An 18134-nucleotide genomic window follows, 5' to 3' on the forward strand; every position below is an offset into this window, starting at 1 on the left:
CCCGAACGGAAAGGAAGCCCACCTTCATTTTGGGCAGTGTTCCACCCCCCCCCCGCCAGCATGGACGGCGCCTGACCGGGCCTCCCCCGTCGCCTCCCCCGTCTGAGGGTGGAATTTCTGCCGCCCAGGAGTTCCCGATGACCCACCGCCGTGTCCCCGCCGCCCTGTCTGCCCCCCTGTCTGCCCCCCTGTCTGCCCTCACGCTCGCCCTTGTCCTGACCGCCTGTGGTCAGGGAACGCAACCCCCCACCACCGCCGACGCTCCCCCCTCGCCCGCCGTCATCGACGAAGTGACGGTCGTCCGGGCGCCTGCCGAGGCTACGGCACTGCCCGACCCCCGGCGCTCGGCGCTGCTGCAGGCCGAAAGTGCCGATGCCCCCGCCGCCCGCGCCCGCCTGGGTACGGCGTATGTGCCGCAGGGCCAGCGGCTCTCGGCCCAGACCCTGCCCGCCGGAGCGCAGACGAACCGGGTGGCGCTCAAGGTGCTGGTCCTGTCGAGTGGCGAGGGCGACTTCGGCCTGCCCGAAGCCCGCAACATGCTGGGCGAGTCGGGCGTGCCCTACGACGTGTTCGACGCCAGCACCCAGCCGCTGACGATGGACGCGCTGGTGCGTGAGGACGGCGTGGGCCGCTACCAGGGCGTCATCCTGACCAGCAGCGCCCTGCTGATGCAGCCCGACAGTGCGGGGCTGGTGCCGAGTGCGCTCGACAGCGCCGAGTGGGAGACGCTGTTCGAGTACGAGCGGGCCTACCGCGTGCGGCAGCTCGCGCTCTACGGCTCGCCGGGCACCGTGCCCGAGGACTACGGCCTGCGGGCCGTGGCAGGTGCGGAGACCACCACCACCTCCATGAAGCCGACTGCGGCGGGCCGGGGCGTCCTGAGTGACCTCACCGGCACCGTGATTCCGGTGCGCTACGCCTACACCTACCCCTCGGCGGTCACGAGCGTGCCGGGCGTGAGCACCACCCCGCTGCTGACCGACCCAAGCGGGCGCGTGCTGGGGGCCACCTCCACCAGCAGCGACGGCCGCGAGCGCCTGATTCTCACCATGGCGCAAAACCCGGCGCTGCGGCACTCGCAACTCCTGAGCTACGGTCTGGTCGGCTGGCTGACCCGGGGCGTGTCGCTGGGTGAACACCGCCGCTTCCTGCAAGTGGACATCGACGACTGGTTCCTGGGCGGCGACCACTACAACGCCTCCACCGGGCAGCTCTACGCCGACCCTTTCCGCATCAGCGGCAACGACGCGCTGGCGGTGCGCGACCAGCAAGGCTGGATTCGGAGCAGTTTCCCGGTGGCCCGCAACTTCCGCTACGCGATGGCCTTCAACGGCGGCGGCGCCCGCACCGACGTGGCGACCCTGTGCACCACCCTGTTTACCGGCTTCGCCAAGGACTCGCTGAGCAGCGCCAGCAAGTGCCTGAACGACACCTTCGACTGGGTCAACCACACCAAAGACCACCTGCGGATGGACGTGATGGACTACGCCACCGCCAACAGCCAGCTGGCCGACAACTTCGTGATCGGCTCGCGCATGGGCCTGAACATGAGCCGCAACTCGCTGGTGACGGGCGAACACTCGGGCCTGGGCAACATGGACCCCACCGACGACGGCACCTACAACGACTCGGACGTGAACCTGCCCAAAACCGACCTGGGGCTGGAACGCAGCAACGTGAATCTCCTGAGCGCCGCCACCAACAACGGCATCCGGTATCTGGCCTCCGACCACAGCGTCAAGAGTCACTGGGACGCCAGTTGCCCCACCTGCGGCGTGCCGCACCCGCTGAACGCCGGCGTGTTCCTGGTCCCGCGCTGGCCCAACGGGGTGGCCTACCACGTGACCACCCCCACCGAGGCCACCGCCTTTTTCAACAGCGTCTACGGACCGCAGGGGCGCTTTCCGTACTTTCCCAGCAACCTGACCTACACGGAATTCCTCGACTACGAGAGCGACGTGGCGCTCAACCACGTGCTCGACGGCGGCGCGTTCCCGCACTACATGCACCAGCCCAACCTGCGCGAATACAGCTGGGGCAAGAGCCTGGCGAGCGACTGGATTCGGGCGCTGCTGACCAAGTACAGCAAGTACACCACCCTGCCGCTCAGCACCCTGCGCTGGGACGACCTCGGCCCCTACGTCGAGCGCCGCACCCAGGAAGAAAAGGCCAAGGCCGCCGGTCTCCTGACCGGGGTCTACGACCGCGCCAGCAACACGGTCACCCTGCAAAGCGCGGCGCCGCTGCCCTACACCCTCACCGGCGGCAACAGCGGCACCCCCTACGGCGCTCAGCGCATTCAGAAGGGCACGGTCAGCGGCACCCTGACTGTGGCCGTCACGCCACGCTGAGGTTACCCTCACCCCTTTCCATGACCCGACGTTCTGGTTCGCCAGAGGCGGGTTTTTTCAGCCACCTGGACACAGCGCCTTTCATCTGTTCGGGCTGCGAGCAGAAAGAAAGCCGCTCCACAAACAGTCCCCCTCAGCCTGAGATGCTGTCGAACCGGAGGACCCCTCATGAAACGTCTCGCCCCCCTGCCCGCCCTGCTGTCCGCCGCGCTGCTGCTTGCCGCCTGCGGCCAGAGTCAACCGGGAACAAGCCAACCGGGACAGCGGCTATCACCTGCCCCCAACACTGCCCCGGCCAGCGCCACAGGTTCCGACGTTCTGGCCCTGCCCCTGAACAGTCCTGCACCCCAGCCTCTCTCGCCGGAGGCCCAGAGCGCCGCCCGGCGACTTCAGGAAGGCTACGTGCCACGCGGCCCCAGCCTGCACGCTCAGGCCCTGCCCGCAGGTGCTCAGACGAACCGGGTGGCGCTCAAGGTGCTGGTGCTGTCGAGCGGCGCGGGCGACTTCGGGCTGAGCAGCGCCGTGAGCATGCTCAAGGAATCGGCCATTCCCTACGACGTGTTCGACGCCAGCACCCAGCCGCTGACGATGGACACGCTGGTGCGGGGGGACGGCGTGGGCCGCTATCAGGGCGTCATCTTGACCAGCAGCGCCCTCCTGATGCCGTCAAGTACGCCGGGGCCGCTGCCGAGTGCGCTCGACAGTGCGGAGTGGGCCACGCTGTTCGAGTACGAGCGGGCCTACCGGGTGCGGCAACTCGCCCTGTTCGGCTGGCCGGGCGCGGTGCCCGAGGACTACGGCCTGCGGGCCGCAGGCGACGCCACTACCCTCACCACCGCCCAGGCGACCCCCGAGGGACAGCGGGCGCTCCCGGACCTGACCCCCCGGCCCGTGCAGGTGCTCCACGCCTACACCTACCCCGCCGAGGTGGTGGCGGTGAGTGGGGTATCGAGTACCACGCCGCTGCTGACCGACCCGAACGGGCGGGTGCTGGCGGCGGCCTCGACCACCAGCGACGGGCGCGAGCGGCTGCTGCTGACCACCATGCAAGCGCCCACGTTGCCGCACACCCAGCTCCTCGGCTACGGCCTGATGGAATGGCTGACGCGGGGCGTGCATCTCGGGGAGCACCGCCGCTTCCTGCAAATCGACATCGACGACTGGTTTTTGCCCGGTTCGCACTACAACGCGGCGACGGGCGGCTTTTACCCGGACCCTTTTCGCATCGGCGGCAGCGACGCGCTCTCCCTGCGCGACCAGCAGCAGACCATCGCCGCCGACTTTCCGGTGGCCCGCGACTTTCGCTACGCGCTGGCCTTCAACGGGATGGGCGCCCGCACCGACGCGCCGCTGCTGTGTACCCGTGCGTCGCTGCCCGGCAGCCCTGACCCGCTCAGCAGTGCGTCGCGCTGCCTGGCCGACAGCTTCGACTGGTTCAACCACACCCGCGACCACCTCCGCATGGACGTGATGGACGAGGCGACGGCCACCACCCAGCTTGCCGACAACCTCCTGATCGGGGCGCAACTGGGCCTCAAGCTCAGCCGCAGCGCCCTGGTGACCGGCGAGCAGTCGGGCCTGGGCTACATGGACCCCAGCGACGACGGCACCCGCAACGACGCGGCCTACCTTCAGCCCAAACAGGACCTCGGGCTGCAACGCAGCAACGTCAATCTGCTGACGGCCATGAACAAGACGGGGACGCGCTATATCGCTTCCAACCACAGCGTCGCCAGCCAGTGGGACGCGGGCTGCCCGACCTGCGGCGTGCGCCACCCCCTGAACCAGAACGTTTTTCTGGTTCCGCGCTGGCCCAACGGCGTGGCCTACTTCTCGACCACGCCCGACGAGGTGACGGGGTACTACAACAGCGTGTACGGGCCGCAGGGCACGGCACCCCACTGGGACCACAACCTCAGCTACGCCGAACTGCTCGACCAGGAAAGCGGCTTTGCGCTGGGTCACCTGCTCGACGGCGGCGCTTTCCCGCACTACATGCACCAGGCCAACCTGCGCGAGTACGCCCCCGGGCAGAGCGTGGCGAGCGACTGGGTGCGGGCGCTGCTGCGGCGCTACTCCTCCGTTTCGACCCTGCCGCTGACCACGCTGCGCTGGGACGACCTCGGCCCCTACCTCGAACGCCGCACCCGGACCATCCAGGCCCAGGACCGGGGCGACCTGAGCGGCGTGTACGACCGCGCGAGCAATACGGTCACCCTGAGCAGCAAGGCCCCCCTTCCCTACCTGCTCACGGGAGGCGCGGCGGGCACACCTTACGGCGCCCTGCGGCTGCAAAGCGGCGATGTCAGCGGCCAGCTCACCGTGAATGTCACCCCGCGCTGACCCCCCCTCCCCCACGCTCGCCGTGTACTACGGCCCGGCCACGGAGCAGGCGCTTGCGACGCTGGCGACCTTTCCCCGGGTGGCGGTGCAGGCGCCGCTGTACTCGCCCGAACAGCTCGCGGCGCTGCGGCGGGGCGGCACCCGCGTGCTGGCGTACCTCAGCGTCGGAGAAGACCACCCGCTCGGCGACTGGGCGTGCGTGCCGGGCGCGGCGCCGTACCACCAGCAGCCCAACACCGAGTGGGCGAGTGTGGTGGTGGACGCCGCGCACCCGCTCTGGGCAGACGTGCTGCTGACGCGGGCCGCGCAGATCCTCGAACACACCGACGGCCTGCTGCTCGACACGCTGGACAGTGCAGACCCGGTGGCGACCCTGGCCCTGCTGCGGCAGCTTCGCGGGGCCTTTCCGGACGCGGCGCTGTGGGCCAACCGGGGGTTTGCCCTCTGGCCCGAGCTGCCCGAAGTGCTGCGGGGCGCCCCGGACCACGGCGTGCTGTTCGAGGCGCTGAGCACCCGCCACACGCCCTGCTACGCTCTCCACGACCCGCCGGGCCTCGCCTACACGGCTCACTGGCTGGCCGAGGTGCGCCGCAGCGGGCTGCCGGTGCACGCGCTGGACTACGCCGACCGGCCCGAACTGGCGGCGGCGGCGCGGGCGCGGGCCGCTGCCCTCGGCCTTCGCACCTTCGTCAGTGACCGCGATCTGGTCTGGCCCGGCGGCTGGCCGATTCCAGAACCAGTCGGCCCGACCCCCCTGGAGGCTCTCCTGTGAAACCGTTCGTCTGCGCCCTGCTGATGCTCTCTGCCTGTGGGGACACCCCCACGTCCCAGGCCCCTGCCAGTGGTCGGGCACCTGCCCCGCCGGTCACCGTCCCCACGTCGTCCACTGCCGGGCGACCTGCCCTGGGCGCCGTCCAGCACTGGGCCTTACAGCTCACCGGCTACGGTCAGGCCCGCCTGAACACGGTGCGCACCTCGCCCTTCGAACTGGCCGTCGTGGACCCCTTCGACGACGACGGGGTGCCCTGGCCCGCCGCCGAGGTGAGGAGCGCCGCGCAGGGCCGCTGGCTGGTCGCCTACCTCAGCATGGGCGCCGCCGAGAGTTACCGCCCTTACTGGCAAGACGGCTGGAAAGTCGGCTCACCCGCGTGGCTGCTGCGCGAGGACCCCGACTGGCCGGGCAATTTCGATGTGGCCTACTGGGACCCCGAGTGGCAAAAGATCGCCCTGGCGCAGCTTGACCGGGTGATCGCGCAGGGCTTCGGCGGCGTGTACATGGACCTGATCGACGCCTACGAGCGCAACGATACCCGCCCGACCGCCCGCGCCGAGATGGTGCAGTGGGTCTGCCGGATCGCCGCGCACGCCCGCGCCAAAAACCCCAATTTCGTCATCATCCCCCAGAACGCCGCCGAGCTGATCCGCGATCCCGGTTACGTGGCCTGCGTGGACGCCAGCGGCAACGAGGAAACCTACGTCTACGCCACCAACCAGCCCACCGAAGCCGAGCGCCAGCGCGACTTGCTGGCCGACTACCGGCTGTGGCAGCGGGCGGGCAAACCGGTGTTCACCATCGAGTACGCCGATCAGCCCGACCTGATGAGCAGCGCGGCGGCGCGGGCACGGGCAGCGGGGCTGGTGCCTTACCTCGCCGAGCGGAGTCTGAACCGACTGATCCTGAATCAGCCCTGATCCCCCTTTGAACAGGGGTGGCGGCGTGCCCCCCGCTTCTTCCGGAGCGGGGGCATCAACGAAAAAGCGCCGCCCCCACGCGGAGGGCGGCACCAGCAGCGTCCGAGGTCAGTCGGCGGCGCTGCCGTGGCTGGTCGCGGCGGCGGCTTCACGGGCGGCCTTGTTCTTGCCCTCGATCTTGGCCTTGATCTTCTTCTGGGTAAAGCCCGCTTCGCGCTCGCGCTGGTCGAGCACGCTGCGGATGAAGCGGATGTCGTCGTGGATGCCGGGGATGACCACCTGTTCGAGCGCGTTCACGCGGCGCGAGGTCTTCTTGATCTCCTCACCGATGCGGCGCAGCTTGGTTTCGGTGGCGGCGACCTTCACGATGGCTTCGAGGACCCCGCCGAAGTCGTTCGACGCCTGAATGGTGCGGGCGCCGACGTTGATCGGGCTGAAGTGGCTCTGGGCGGCCCGCTCGGGAATGTTGATCTTGGGCACCTTGACGCCGTAGATGCTCTCGATCTGCATGTCCACGGCGTAGTCGCCGGTTCCGGCGAGGCTCAGGCTCTCGACGGCCTCGGGGCTGTCCCAGGCCTTGGCGCCGAAGAGGCTGGTGTACGCGCCCTTGCTCACGCCTGAAAGCTGTTCCCGGGCAGCGAGCGCGTCTTTGACCAGCGCGAAGAACTCTCCGATCAGGGCGTCACGCTTGCGCTTGAGCAGGTCGGCGCCGTCGTTGGCGGTCTTGAGGCTGGCCTTGCTGGCGAGCAGTGCGGAGCGGGTGGGGCTGATTTGTCCTGCCATGATTCACCTCCTTCGTCAGTTGTGTTGATCGTCGATGGTTGATAGTTGATGGCTAAAATCTTTTTCCATCAACCATCAACTATCGACCATTTACTGCATCGAGCGGCCGCCCCGCCACATCTCGTCCATCTTGGTGCCGTAGTACTTGTCGATGGAGTCCTTGGACAGACGGGTGAGCTGGCTCTGCGGCAACTTGGAGAGAATGCCCCAGGCGACGGTGAGCGAGTCGTCGATGCTGCGGTCCTGGTCGCCCTGGCCGATGAAGTAGTTTTCGAAATCATCGGAGAACTTCAGGTACAGCTTGTCGGTTTCGGTCAGCGCGTCCTCACCCGTGATCGCCACGAGCTTACGCAGGTCGAGGCCGTTGGCGTAGGCGGCGAACAGCTGGTCGGCCACGTTCTTGTGGTCGGCGCGGGTCTTGCCTTTGCCGATGCCGTTGCCCTGCAGACGCGACAGGCTGGGCAGCGGGTTGATCGGCGGAAACACGCCCTTGGAGTTCAGGGTGCGGTCCACCACGATCTGCCCTTCGGTAATGTAGCCGGTCAGGTCGGGAATGGGGTGGGTGATGTCGTCGTCGGGCATCGACAGGATCGGCACCTGGGTCACCGAACCGGGCTTGCCTTCGATCACGCCAGCGCGTTCGTAGAGCGACGCGAGGTCGGTGTACATGTAACCGGGGAAGCCGCGGCGACCGGGGATTTCTTCGCGCGCCCCGCCAATTTCACGCAGCGCTTCGCAGTAGTTCGTGAGGTCGGTCAGGATCACCAGCACGTGGTAGCCGTGCTCGAACGCGAGGTACTCGGCGGTCGTCAGGGCCATGCGGGGGGTCAGCAGACGCTCCACGGCGGGGTCGTCGGCCTTGTTCAGGAAGAGGACCGAGCGGGCCAGTGCGCCCGTGCGCTCGAACTCCTGGGTAAAGAAGCTGACTTCACGCTGGGTCAGACCCATCGCGGCGAACACCACCGCGAAGTCGCCTTCGTGGCCGGGCACCTTGGCCTGACGGGCGATCTGGGCGGCAAGTTCGTTGTGCGGGAGGCCCGAGCCCGAGAAGATCGGGAGCTTCTGACCACGAATCAGGCTGGTCTGCACGTCGATGGTGCTGATGCCGGTCTGAATGAACTCCTCGGGCTTGGCGCGTGCCGCCGGGTTCATCGGCTGACCGTCCACGCTCAGGCGCTGCTCGGCCACCACGGCGGGCAGCCCGTCGATGGGGCGGCCCAGGCCGTCGAAGCGGCGTCCGATCATTTCCTTGCTCACGCCGAGGCGCGCCACGTCTTCCACCAGGCTGACGCTGGCGGTCGCGAGGTCGAGACCACGGGTTTCTTCGAACACCTGAATCACGGCGTTCTGGTCGGACACGCTGATGACGCGGCCGCCGCGAAGCTTGCCCCGGCTGTCCTTGATGTTGACGATGGCGCCGTTCGGCAGGTCGCTGGCCGCGTTGACGAACAGCAGCGGGCCGGAGATGTACGCGACATCGTTGTATTCCTTCTGGAGAAGGGTCACGCTTTCACCGCCTTGAAGGTCTTGTCGAGTTCGTCCATCACAGCTTCGCCGTACGCCAGGAATTCGTTTTCAGGCGTGTAGCGGGCGCGGGCGAGCTTCTCGATGACCGGGTTTTGAATGATTTCGTCGATGGTCAGCCCGTTTTTCAGGCCCGCTTCGGCTTCGTCGTAGAACTTGAGGAACATCTTCATCAGCCCGTAGTTCTTGGGCATGGAGGCCGAGGCGTCCACCGGGTCGAAGCCGTTTTGCTGCAAGAAGTCTTGCCTGAGCATGCGGCCCGTTTCGATGATGAGGCGCTCGTTGTCCTGAAGGGCGTCGGGGCCGACGAGCTGCACGACTTCCTGCAGCGCGGCTTCCTGCTGAAGCAGCGTGCCGATACGCTGACGCAGTTCGGGGAAGTCGGCGCCGACGTTCTCGCGGTACCACTTGTCCAGAATGGGCGTAAACAGCGAGTAGGAGCCGTTCCAGTTGATCGCCGGGAAGTGACGGCGCCGGGCGAGGCCCGCGTCCAGACGCCAGAAGGCGCCGGTGATACGCAGGGTGGCCTGGGTCACGGGTTCGGACATGTCGCCGCCTGCGGGCGACACGGCGCCGATCACCGACACCGCGCCGTCTTCACCGGCCAGGGTCTTGACCGCACCGGCACGCTCGTAGAAGGCGGCGAGTTTGGCGCCCAGGTAGGGCGGGTAGCCTTCTTCGGCGGGCATTTCTTCGAGGCGCGAGGAGATTTCGCGCAGCGCCTCGGCCCAGCGGGAGGTGCTGTCGGCCATCAGCGACACGCTGTAGCCCTGGTCGCGGAAGTACTCGGCCAGCGTCACGCCGGTGTACACCGAGGCTTCACGCGCCGCCACCGGCATGTTGGAGGTGTTGGCGATCAGGATGGTGCGGTGCATCAGCGGCCCGCCGGTCTTGGGGTCTTCCAGTTCGGGGAATTCCACCAGAACGTCGGTCATCTCGTTGCCGCGCTCGCCGCAGCCCACGTACACCACGATGTCGGCGTTGCCGTACTTGGCGACCGACTGCTGCGTCACGGTCTTGCCCGAGCCGAACGGCCCAGGAATCGCCGCCGCGCCGCCCATCACCAGCGGGAACATCACGTCGAGGATGCGCATCCCGGTAAGGAAGGGCAGGCTGGGATCGAGCTTCTTCTGCACCGGACGCGGCGCACGCACCGGCCAGTAGTGTGCCAGGCGCAGCTTGGTGCCGTCTTCGAGTTCGGCGATGGTGTCGTCGATGGTGTACTGACCGGCCGGGGCAATCCAGCGGATTTTGCCGCCCTTGTCGGGGGGGGTCAGGATCTTGTGGGTGAAGCTGAACTCGGGAACCGTGCCCAGGATGCCGCTGCCCACGACGGTGTCGCCGACCTGCACGCTGGGGGTAAAGTCCCACTTCTGCTCGCGGTTGAGCGAGCTGACTTCGATGCCACGGGCGATAAAGTCGCCGGAGGCTTCGCGGATCTTGTCGAGGGGGCGCTGAATGCCGTCGTAGATGCCGTTGAGCATGCCCGGCCCGAGTTCGACCGAGAGGGGCAGGCCGGTGGTTTCGACGGGTTCACCCACGGTCAGACCGGCGGTGTCTTCGTACACCTGCACGAAAGCGGTGTCGCCGTCGAGGCGAATGATCTCGCCCACGAGGCGCTCCTGGCCCACGCGCACGATGTCGTACATCTTGGCACCGTACATACCCTTGGCAATCACTGCCGGGCCGGCGATGCTCTGCACGACGCCTTGCTTCTGTTGCGTCATTTGATGCTCCTTCAAAGAAGTCGGTGGTTGAGGGTTGACGGTAAACAGAACGATTTTCTATCGACAGCCAACCATCAACTATCAACGTTTTTACAGTTTGATGTCGAACCCGATGGTGTCGCGCACCAGCTTGCCCATGTACGCCTTGGCGTCTACGGTGTCGCTCGAAAAAGCGTCGCGCAGGCTGGGAATCGGCAGCAGGATCGGCAGGTCGCGCCCCCGCATGATGCGGGCGGTGGCGGTCGTCGGGTCAGGAATCAGGCCGGTGTCCACGGCAATCAGGCCGTATCCACCCTCGGTGATCGCCTGCTCCAGCGTCTGCACCGCGTTCTCGGGGCTGGCCTCGATCACGCTGGCGCCTGCCAGACGGTAGCCGGTGGCGGTTTCGGCGTCGCTCAGCACGGCGACGCGCTGCATGGTGCTTTCGCCTCTGGTCATGCCTGCACCTCCCGGCGGATCTGATCGGCAGGCAGCTCGTAGTACTTGCCGCGCCCGATCAGGCGAAGCTTGGCGATCTCGATTTCCTTGCGGCGCAGGAAGTCGAGGATGATGCCTACGCCTTCCACGTCCGACACCGCGCTGTTGCGGGCGGCCCGGTCAAGGGCGGAGCGGGCGGCGACTTCGGCCTCTTCGATGCTCGGGGCCTCCAGGATGGCGGCGACGTCGGCGTTGCCCCCGGCGTCCCCCGTCCCCAGGCGGCTGTACCCGGCGGCGTCGAGACTGCCGCCCGGCACGAACAGGTTGGGGTCGAGCGCCCCGCCGCGCGAGTTGCGGGCGATCAGGGCGTTGGTGATATCGATTTCGCGGCTGAGGTACCGGCGCAGGCTGGTGTCGCGGGACACCTGGGCCGCGTGGCGGTAGTAGCCCTGGTCGAGCATCACTTCGAGGTCGAGCAGGCGCCCGCTGGTCGTGTACGAGGTCACGGCGCTGCGGAAGGCCTTGGCGAGCGGGTGCCCGCCGACGCTCAGGGCCGTCGCCGCGCTGGCGAGGTCGGTCGCCTGCGACGCGGTTTGCAGCACGCTGGGCTTGAGGGTGCCACCGGGAATCAGGTTTTGCCGGATCGCCTCGGTGCCGCGCCCACTGACGATGCCGCGCGCCAGGGTCTTGAGGTTGGTGAGGTCCCACTTCATCAGCAGGGTCTCGATTTCACGCTTGGCGTCGCCGTCGGCAAAGCCCAGCACCCGCTGCGTGGTGTCGAAGAGGTTTTGCGACAGGGCGCGGTCGAGTTCGGGCAGACCCGCGCCCTCGGAGGTGGTTTCACGCATGTTCGCAGCGAAATCCGTCTCGCTCAGGACACGCAGGAATTCCTGGTAGCTGCCCGACGCGAGCGCCGCGTCCAGGGCACGCCCGTCCAGCAGCTTGGTCCGCATGACGCGAACGCGCGTGTTGATGTAGGAGTAGTCGTCGGGCATACAGTCCTTTCCGGGCCCTTATTCCGCGAGCAGGCGGCTGATTTGCGGGGCCATGTCGGCCTTGACCCGCTCGAGTCGCCCACTCAGGGTGTTGGTCACGCCGCTCTTGCCGCCACGGGCCACCACGCGCACGCCGCCCCGGATGGCGGGGTTTTCGCGCACGTCCACCCCGGTCACCAGGTGACGGGCGATGTGGGCCTCGGCGGGATTGACTTCGATGGCTTCGGCGTCGGGCACCGCTTCCAGCCCCTGCTGAATCAGCCGGGAGAGGATGTTGCCGTACTCGGGAGCGCTGGTCACGTTCTCCAGGTAGTCCTCGACCATCTGGTAGACCTGCGTGACGCCGCTTTCGCTGGCGGTCAGGCGCGAGGCGTTGAGTTCGAGGTCGGCCGCCGAACGCGCCCGCACCAGACCAGCCTGGTACTGGGTGTCCAGCAGGCGCTGACGGCTGTCAAGCAGCGTCTGGGCGCGTTCACGAGCGTCCTGAACGATCTGCTCCGCGCGTCCCCGAGCTTCGGCGCGAATGCGCTCGATCTCGCTCTGCGCTTCGTTTTCGAGGAGCTTGTCGAGGGCCATATCAGATCAGGAACAGGGCCAGGAAGCCGAAGATGACCAGGGTTTCGGGGAGCAGGAAGACGAGCAGCAGCTGACCGAGCTTGCTGGGGTCTTCGGCGGCGGCGCCGACCAGGCTCGAACCGATGCGGGCCTGAGCGATACCGGTGCCCAGAGCGCCCAGGCCCAGGGCCAGGCCCTTGCCGATGGCGGCGAGGCCTTCGTTGTTGGTGGCGTTGGCAGCCACGGTTTCCTGAGCGAAACCGGTGCTGGCGAGGGCGAGAACGAGAGCGGCGAGGGCAATCTTGGTGGTGTTGGTCATGGCAGTTTCTCCTGAAAGTTTATTTGACCTGCCCGGCCTGGGAGGCGGGGCTGAGGCGGCGAAGGGGGGCGTAACGGGGGCTGGTCTCGTTGTTGAAGCCGGTGGGGTTCAGGAACTCGACCATGTGGAGACGGATGGGTTGCAGGACGTGGCCGATCAGGGTCAGCGCCAGCACGAAGAGGTGCAGCAGCGCCCCGACGACGATGCCGAGGATGATGCCCAGGAACCCGATCTGCTGGTACATCGCCCAGCCGAGGTCCGTACAGAGCTTGGCGAGGATGGCCGACACCAGGCCGACGGCGAAGATACGGGCGTAACTCACGACCGAGCCGCCCTGCGACATCAGTTCGATGGGCAGCATGGGGAACTGCTTGGCGACGCGCAGGTACCCGACGATAAACATCAGGAAGCCCAGCACCATCAGCCACACGCGGGGATCGGCGAAGTTGCCGAGTGCACCGAAGTCCTGAGCGCCACGGCTGATAAAGGCCAGCAGGATCAGGGCGCCGACGCCGCCGAACATGGCGAGGCCTTCCCAGACATGCACCTGGTCCCTGTGCTTGAGGCCCTGCTGCACGCGAATGCCCCAACCCCAGAGAACTTGCAACACCCCGAACATCAGCGCGAACACCAGGGCGATGTTGCCGAAGTTCTCGGTGTCCAGACGCGGAAACACGATAGGAATCAGGCCGGTGCCGTGATGCGCCGCGTCGGCCGCGCCGTGCGTGCCGCCGAAGTGCACGCCGGTCCAGCCCCAGAGGCGGTTGAGGAGGTCGTTGTTCATATAGAACACGCCCATGTGCTCCAGCAGGGTGCCGAAGAACTCACCCGTCAGGAATCCCCAAAGAATGGTCCAGGCGGCCATGACATTGGTCACGAAGCCGAGGTCACGCAGGGCCTGCGGAGCGAGGTAGGTGCCCAACAGCGGCACGTTCCAGCCTTCGCCGCGCCGCGCCTTGCCCAGCAGCCACATCCCGAACGCGAGAAACAGCAGGCCGTACCCGATGTCGGCCATGATGATCCCGAAAAACAGGGGCACGAACAGCGCGACCACCGGGGTCGGGTCGAAAGAACCGTACTTGGGCAGGCTCATCATGCCCATCACCGTGTTCTGGAAGGGGGTCGCGTAGCCGCTGTTTTGCAGCTCGACCGGCACGCCCTGGTCGTGGTGCTCGTCTACGGGGTGAACCTCGTAGCTCACCGCGTCGCCGAAGCGTCCCAGAGCGGCTTGCAGGCCAGCCACGCGGTCGGCGGGTACGTAGCCCTGCATCGCCAGGCTGTACTTGCCGCGTGCCGACACCGCCCGCACGTCGTGGACAGCGACCCGGTCCTTCAGGGCGTCACGCACCGCGTACAGCGCCGGGCCGTGCTGCTGCGCCAGGCGGTCACGCTCGGCGTTCAGGCCACGTTGCAGGCCATCGCCGCCCTGACGAACGCGGTCGAGTTCGGCGGCGGCGTCGCTCAGCGGCATGGTGTCGAAGCGTCCGGGCAGACGCAGCTCGCCCAGGCGGGCTTTGCTCAGCGCTGCGCGGGCCGCGTCGCGGTCGCCGCGCAGGGTGGCGACCACGCCCACGCGGTTGGCGCCGACGGTTTCGCTCGCCAGGGTATAGCGGTCCCCCAGGGCTTCGCGCAGGGCGCCGTCAAGCTCGCCCAGGTTCTCGGTCGGGCCGACCAGAAACGGCAGCAGCGCCACCCGGCGGCTGCGGTCGAGTGTTCCGACCATCCGCGCCAGCGCACGCACCGCGTCCCCGTAGGTGCGGTCCACGTCGAGGTCCGACTGCAACTCCTGACGCTGCCGGGCCAGCCCCGCCACCGGCTGCGCGGCGGCCTCGATCACCGCGTCCCACTCGCTCTGAGCGGGCAGCGGCGCGGGCGCCGGGCGGTAGGTGCCGAGTTCGGCGATGGTGCTCTCGACGCGGGCGAGCAGACGCTCGTCCTCGCGCCGTTCGTGGGCGTCCTGCCCGGCGAGGTTGCCGGTGCTGAGGGGGCCTTCCGCGATGGGCTTGAGATGCAGCACCCCAGCGTCCTGCAGGGCCGTGATGACCGCTTCGCTGTCGCGCTTACGCACGGCGATCACGACCTGCTGCATGGGGCTAATCACGGCAGCACCGCCCTCAGAATCTGCTCGGCGGCCTGCTGCACGCGCCCGGCAGCGCGGGCCTGGGTGTCCTGCGCCTGGGCCTGAGCCTGGGCACGGGCTTCTTCGCGAATGCGACCGGTTTCTGCTTCCAGCGTGCGGTCGTGCTCGGCCTGCAACTGCCCGGCACGCGCCTCAGCTTCCGAGACGATCCGGCGGGCTTCCTGCTCGGCGGCTGCGACTTCGCGCCGGGCTTCCTCGCGGGCCTGCTCGATCTGCTGATCGAGGGCGGCTTCGCGACTCGCCAGTTCACTCAAGACTCGACTTGAAACGTCCAACTCCCTCCTCCTTTCCCTTCACTCTTCAGCCAGACCCCAGACGAAAGCCTCATCCGTGGATGAGGTTGCGCGGGTAGGGTGCGGTGAATCCTGATGGCCCGACCTTGTGATGATTGCGTCAGACTCGTCACCATCCTAACACACGCTTAATTCACTCTCTGTGGGGCAGGAGTCCCGGCAGCGGCCCTCCTCACGTGCCTCGTGACCTCCAACCGCGCGTCGCGCCCGCGTTCAGCGCCCCAGGACAGCCTTAATTTTTCTTTCACAAATTGAGGAGGCCACCCGCTGTCCCCCGGTGGGGTGGGTGGCCTTCTGTGTCGCCCGCATTGCGTGGCCTCCCGCCTCAGTCGCCACCCAGAAACACGGGGGCCCCAAGAGTCAGTTCGTGTTCGCTGTACCCCTGTTCGCTGTGGGCGCCGAGGTCCATGCCCGAGACTTCCGACTGGGCCGACACCCTCAGCGGCACGACGAGCGACACCAGCTTGAGCAGCACGAAACTGCCGATTCCGGCAAACGCCAGGGCTGCGACGACGCTGACGAGCTGGGTCATGAACTGCTCGGGCACCGGTTTGCCGCTGCCGGTGGTCCACGCCAGCAGCCCGGTCAGCAGCGCCCCCACGATGCCCGCGACCCCGTGACAGGCAAACACGTCGAGGGCGTCGTCCGGCAGCAGGCGGTGCTTGACCTGCACGGTCCAGTAGCTCGCGCTGGCCCCCAGCAGACCGGTCAGCACGGCGGCCCAGGGCGACACGAAGGCGCACGCCGGGGTAATCGCCACGAGTCCCACCACCAGCCCGGTGGCGGCCCCCACCGCCGTCGGCTTGCCCCCGTTGCGGCTTTCCCAGCCCAACCACGCCAGCATTGCGGCGGCGGGCGCGACCAGGGTATTCATGAAGGCCAGCGCCGCCGTCTGGTTGGCCCCCAGCGCGGACCCGGCGTTGAAGCCCATCCAGCCAAACCAGAGCAGCCCGGCCCCGAGCAGCACCAGCGGGACATTGTGCGGCAGGTGGGTGCGGCGCGGGTAGCCCAGGCGCGGCCCCAGCACCCAGGCCGCCACCAGCGCCGACACCCCCGCCGAGATGTGAATGACCGTGCCGCCCGCGAAGTCCAGGGCGCCGTCCTTGAACAGCCAGCCGTCCGCGCTCCAGACCCAGTGGGCCAGCGGCGAATAGATCAGCAGGCTCCAGAGACCGGCAAACAGCACGAACGCCCCGAAACGCATCCGCTCGACCACCGCGCCCGAAATCAGGGCGACGGCGATGATGGCGAACATGGCCTGAAACGCCGCAAAAACGTACGTGGGCACGGTGCCCGTGAGCTGCCCGGCCAGGCCAGCGAGTCCGGCATGGCTCAGGTCGCCGAACCACGCGCCGCCCTTCCCGAAGGCGAGCGAATAACCGGCCACCATCCACAGCACCCCGACCAGCCCCAGGCTGACCACACTCATCATCATGGTGTTCAGAACGCTGCGGGCGCGGGTCAGGCCGCCGTAAAAGAAGGCGAGGCCGGGCGTCATCAGCAGCACCAGCGCCGCCGACATCAGCATCCAGGCGGTGTCGCCCGTGTCGAGCCGGGGGGCAGCGGCACTGGCAGACGCAGACGAAAGCAGGCTGATGCCAGCCAGCAGCCAGAGCGGTGCAGGGAGTCGGCGGGTCACAGGACTTCTCCCAGGGGAACGGCGCGGGATTCGGTCACGGGCGTGAGCGCCGCGTGGTCCTCCTCGCCGGTGCGGATGCGCACGACGCGCTCCAGCGGCTGCACGAAAATCTTGCCGTCGCCGACCTCCCCGGTCCGGGCGCTGCGGCAGATGGCGGCGATGGCCGGCTCCACGAACGGCTCGCTGACCGCCATGCGCAGTTCCACCTTGTCACGAAATTCGATCATGACCCGCGTGCCCCGGTAGTGCTCGACCAGTTCCTGCTCGCCGCCGTGCCCACTGACCCGGCCCAGCGTGAGTCCGCTGATACCGGCCTGAAACAGAGCCTCCTTGACCTGCTGCACCCGCTCGGGCCGAACCACCGCTGTGATGAGCTTCATACCCTTCCCCCTTTTGGCTGACATTGTGCAGACTTATCAGCCTCTTACCGAGAAGAGTAGATACTTTTTTGCAATTTGTGAAAATAAATCTGGACAAATTACAAAAACGGTCCACCGAAGCGGCTCGGGGGTCCACAGAAACACCCACCGCCTCGGAGGGGTGGGTGCTCATTTGCCGGGGGTGACGGCGGAGGTCTACTCGCGGGCCACCAGAATCACCGCGCAGCCGTCGTGGTCGGCGGTGGTTTCGCGGGGGGTGTCCACCTTGCTCAGCAGGTCCACGTAGCCTTTTTTCTTGAAGACCGTGCGGCTGTTCAGGGCGTCGGCGGTGGCTTCGCGCGTCACCATGAAGTCGCTGAAGGTGCGCCCTTGCCCGGTCACGTTCTGCGCGGCGATCCCGGCCAGAAACACGTAGCCGTCGCCGGATTTCCAGGGACCGAAGAGGCGCAGCCGCTCCTCGCGGGCGCTGCCGACGCCCCTGGCGAAGGCCTGCCCGGCAGGCACCTCGGGCTGAAACGTGCCGTTCAGGTAAGCCTGATACCCGTGCGTGTAGCGGTCACTCGGCTTGAGGCCCACGGCGTCGAGCGCAGCGGTGGCCCGCAGCAGCGCGTCCTGAGGCGTCTTGGCGAACAGGTCGATGAGGACCACGTTGACCGGCTCACGCAGCGCCCGGCCCTGCACCTTCAGGCCGTCCACGTCGGCGCGGGTCCGGCCACGCAGCACCCACAGGCCGGGGTCGCCCACCTGCTCCATGCCCCGGAACACGTCGCCGGGCTGGTCGGCAAAGCCCGGCGTCAACGCCATGCGGATGGGCTGCCCGGTGGCCGAAATTAGCGGCTGGCCCTGGGTCGTGGCCGCAGGCGACGTGCCCTGGGTGGTGGGCGCACAGGCCGTCAGCCCCAGCCCCAGCGCGAGCAGCGGCAAAACGAGAGAAGCTTTTTTCATGCCTTACTTTAGCGTTCCGGCGCCGGGTGCC

General features: G+C 67.7%; 16 protein-coding genes. 4 read left to right on the plus strand and 12 right to left on the minus strand.

Translation table 11 applies throughout. The features are described 5' to 3' along the window. Window positions 1-137: 137 nt before the first annotated feature. The 4 genes from G6R31_RS08500 (at window position 138) to G6R31_RS08515 (ending at window position 6386) form a co-directional block, all read left to right on the plus strand. The gene (locus G6R31_RS08500) at window positions 138-2351 is read left to right on the plus strand and encodes an Agd3-related carbohydrate deacetylase (RefSeq protein WP_017870312.1); all 2214 of its coding nucleotides are present in this window, start codon (window positions 138-140) and stop codon (window positions 2349-2351) included. A 168-nt stretch (window positions 2352-2519) separates the two neighbouring features. Then, window positions 2520-4694, plus strand: a complete 2175-nt coding sequence (locus G6R31_RS08505) for an Agd3-related carbohydrate-binding protein (protein ID WP_025567144.1) — start codon at window positions 2520-2522, stop codon at window positions 4692-4694. Continuing rightward, window positions 4678-5466, plus strand: coding sequence for a hypothetical protein (locus G6R31_RS08510; protein ID WP_017870310.1), 789 nt, complete (start codon window positions 4678-4680; stop codon window positions 5464-5466). The genes G6R31_RS08505 and G6R31_RS08510 overlap by 17 nt, the downstream gene beginning before the upstream one ends. Continuing rightward, entirely contained in the window at window positions 5463-6386 is a 924-nt protein-coding gene (locus G6R31_RS08515; protein WP_025567146.1) for an MJ1477/TM1410 family putative glycoside hydrolase, read from the plus strand. The genes G6R31_RS08510 and G6R31_RS08515 overlap by 4 nt, the downstream gene beginning before the upstream one ends. 108 nt (window positions 6387-6494) lie before the next feature. On the opposite strand, the gene G6R31_RS08520 is transcribed toward G6R31_RS08515, so the two are convergent. The 12 genes from G6R31_RS08520 to G6R31_RS08575 all read right to left on the minus strand — a co-directional run bounded on the left by G6R31_RS08520 (window position 6495) and on the right by G6R31_RS08575 (window position 18103). Beyond that, window positions 6495-7169, minus strand: a complete 675-nt coding sequence (locus tag G6R31_RS08520; RefSeq protein ID WP_017870308.1) for a V-type ATP synthase subunit D — start codon at window positions 7167-7169, stop codon at window positions 6495-6497. Between the two features lie 90 nt (window positions 7170-7259). Further along, window positions 7260-8675 carry a V-type ATP synthase subunit B gene (locus G6R31_RS08525; RefSeq protein WP_017870307.1) on the minus strand — a complete coding sequence of 472 codons (1416 nt, stop codon included), beginning with the start codon at window positions 8673-8675 and terminating at the stop codon, window positions 7260-7262. Further along, a complete protein-coding gene (locus G6R31_RS08530; RefSeq protein ID WP_017870306.1) occupies window positions 8672-10420 on the minus strand; it encodes a V-type ATP synthase subunit A in 1749 nt (582 codons plus the stop codon). Before G6R31_RS08530 ends, G6R31_RS08525 begins: the two co-directional genes overlap by 4 nt. A gap of 90 nt (window positions 10421-10510) precedes the next feature. Next, window positions 10511-10858: a V-type ATP synthase subunit F gene (locus G6R31_RS08535; protein WP_017870305.1), complete on the minus strand. Its 348-nt coding sequence runs from the start codon at window positions 10856-10858 to the stop codon at window positions 10511-10513. After that, window positions 10855-11832 carry a V0D/AC39 family V-type ATPase subunit gene (locus G6R31_RS08540; RefSeq protein WP_017870304.1) on the minus strand — a complete coding sequence of 326 codons (978 nt, stop codon included), beginning with the start codon at window positions 11830-11832 and terminating at the stop codon, window positions 10855-10857. Before G6R31_RS08540 ends, G6R31_RS08535 begins: the two co-directional genes overlap by 4 nt. 18 nt (window positions 11833-11850) lie before the next feature. Then, window positions 11851-12408: a V-type ATP synthase subunit E gene (locus tag G6R31_RS08545; RefSeq protein ID WP_017870303.1), complete on the minus strand. Its 558-nt coding sequence runs from the start codon at window positions 12406-12408 to the stop codon at window positions 11851-11853. 1 nt (window position 12409) lies between these two features. Then, window positions 12410-12706: an ATP synthase subunit K gene (locus G6R31_RS08550; protein ID WP_017870302.1), complete on the minus strand. Its 297-nt coding sequence runs from the start codon at window positions 12704-12706 to the stop codon at window positions 12410-12412. A gap of 19 nt (window positions 12707-12725) precedes the next feature. Beyond that, entirely contained in the window at window positions 12726-14807 is a 2082-nt protein-coding gene (locus G6R31_RS08555; RefSeq protein WP_025567148.1) for a V-type ATP synthase subunit I, read from the minus strand. Then, window positions 14804-15121 (minus strand): V-type ATPase subunit subunit G family protein, encoded by a 318-nt coding sequence (locus tag G6R31_RS08560; protein WP_025567149.1) that lies wholly within the window; start codon window positions 15119-15121, stop codon window positions 14804-14806. The genes G6R31_RS08555 and G6R31_RS08560 overlap by 4 nt, the downstream gene beginning before the upstream one ends. A 343-nt stretch (window positions 15122-15464) precedes the next feature. Continuing rightward, entirely contained in the window at window positions 15465-16778 is a 1314-nt protein-coding gene (locus tag G6R31_RS08565; protein ID WP_017870299.1) for an ammonium transporter, read from the minus strand. Then, window positions 16775-17158, minus strand: a complete 384-nt coding sequence (locus G6R31_RS08570; RefSeq protein ID WP_017870298.1) for a P-II family nitrogen regulator — start codon at window positions 17156-17158, stop codon at window positions 16775-16777. Before G6R31_RS08570 ends, G6R31_RS08565 begins: the two co-directional genes overlap by 4 nt. A 195-nt stretch (window positions 17159-17353) precedes the next feature. Further along, entirely contained in the window at window positions 17354-18103 is a 750-nt protein-coding gene (locus tag G6R31_RS08575; RefSeq protein WP_017870297.1) for a hypothetical protein, read from the minus strand. Between the last annotated feature and the right edge of the window lie 31 nt (window positions 18104-18134).

The sequence above is a fragment of the Deinococcus wulumuqiensis R12 genome, assembly GCF_011067105.1.
Lineage (GTDB): Bacteria > Deinococcota > Deinococci > Deinococcales > Deinococcaceae > Deinococcus > Deinococcus wulumuqiensis.

Coding starts and splice junctions, on each gene's coding strand:
- G6R31_RS08550 (WP_017870302.1), bottom strand. CDS start 12,706: ATGACCAACACCACCAAGATTGCCCTCGCCGCTCTCGTTCTCGCCCTC.
- G6R31_RS08520 (WP_017870308.1), bottom strand. CDS start 7,169: ATGGCAGGACAAATCAGCCCCACCCGCTCCGCACTGCTCGCCAGCAAG.
- G6R31_RS08505 (WP_025567144.1), top strand. CDS start 2,520: ATGAAACGTCTCGCCCCCCTGCCCGCCCTGCTGTCCGCCGCGCTGCTG.
- G6R31_RS08540 (WP_017870304.1), bottom strand. CDS start 11,832: ATGCCCGACGACTACTCCTACATCAACACGCGCGTTCGCGTCATGCGG.
- G6R31_RS08535 (WP_017870305.1), bottom strand. CDS start 10,858: ATGACCAGAGGCGAAAGCACCATGCAGCGCGTCGCCGTGCTGAGCGAC.
- G6R31_RS08545 (WP_017870303.1), bottom strand. CDS start 12,408: ATGGCCCTCGACAAGCTCCTCGAAAACGAAGCGCAGAGCGAGATCGAG.
- G6R31_RS08510 (WP_017870310.1), top strand. CDS start 4,678: ATGTCACCCCGCGCTGACCCCCCCTCCCCCACGCTCGCCGTGTACTAC.
- G6R31_RS08500 (WP_017870312.1), top strand. CDS start 138: ATGACCCACCGCCGTGTCCCCGCCGCCCTGTCTGCCCCCCTGTCTGCC.
- G6R31_RS08530 (WP_017870306.1), bottom strand. CDS start 10,420: ATGACGCAACAGAAGCAAGGCGTCGTGCAGAGCATCGCCGGCCCGGCA.
- G6R31_RS08575 (WP_017870297.1), bottom strand. CDS start 18,103: ATGAAAAAAGCTTCTCTCGTTTTGCCGCTGCTCGCGCTGGGGCTGGGG.
- G6R31_RS08570 (WP_017870298.1), bottom strand. CDS start 17,158: ATGAAGCTCATCACAGCGGTGGTTCGGCCCGAGCGGGTGCAGCAGGTC.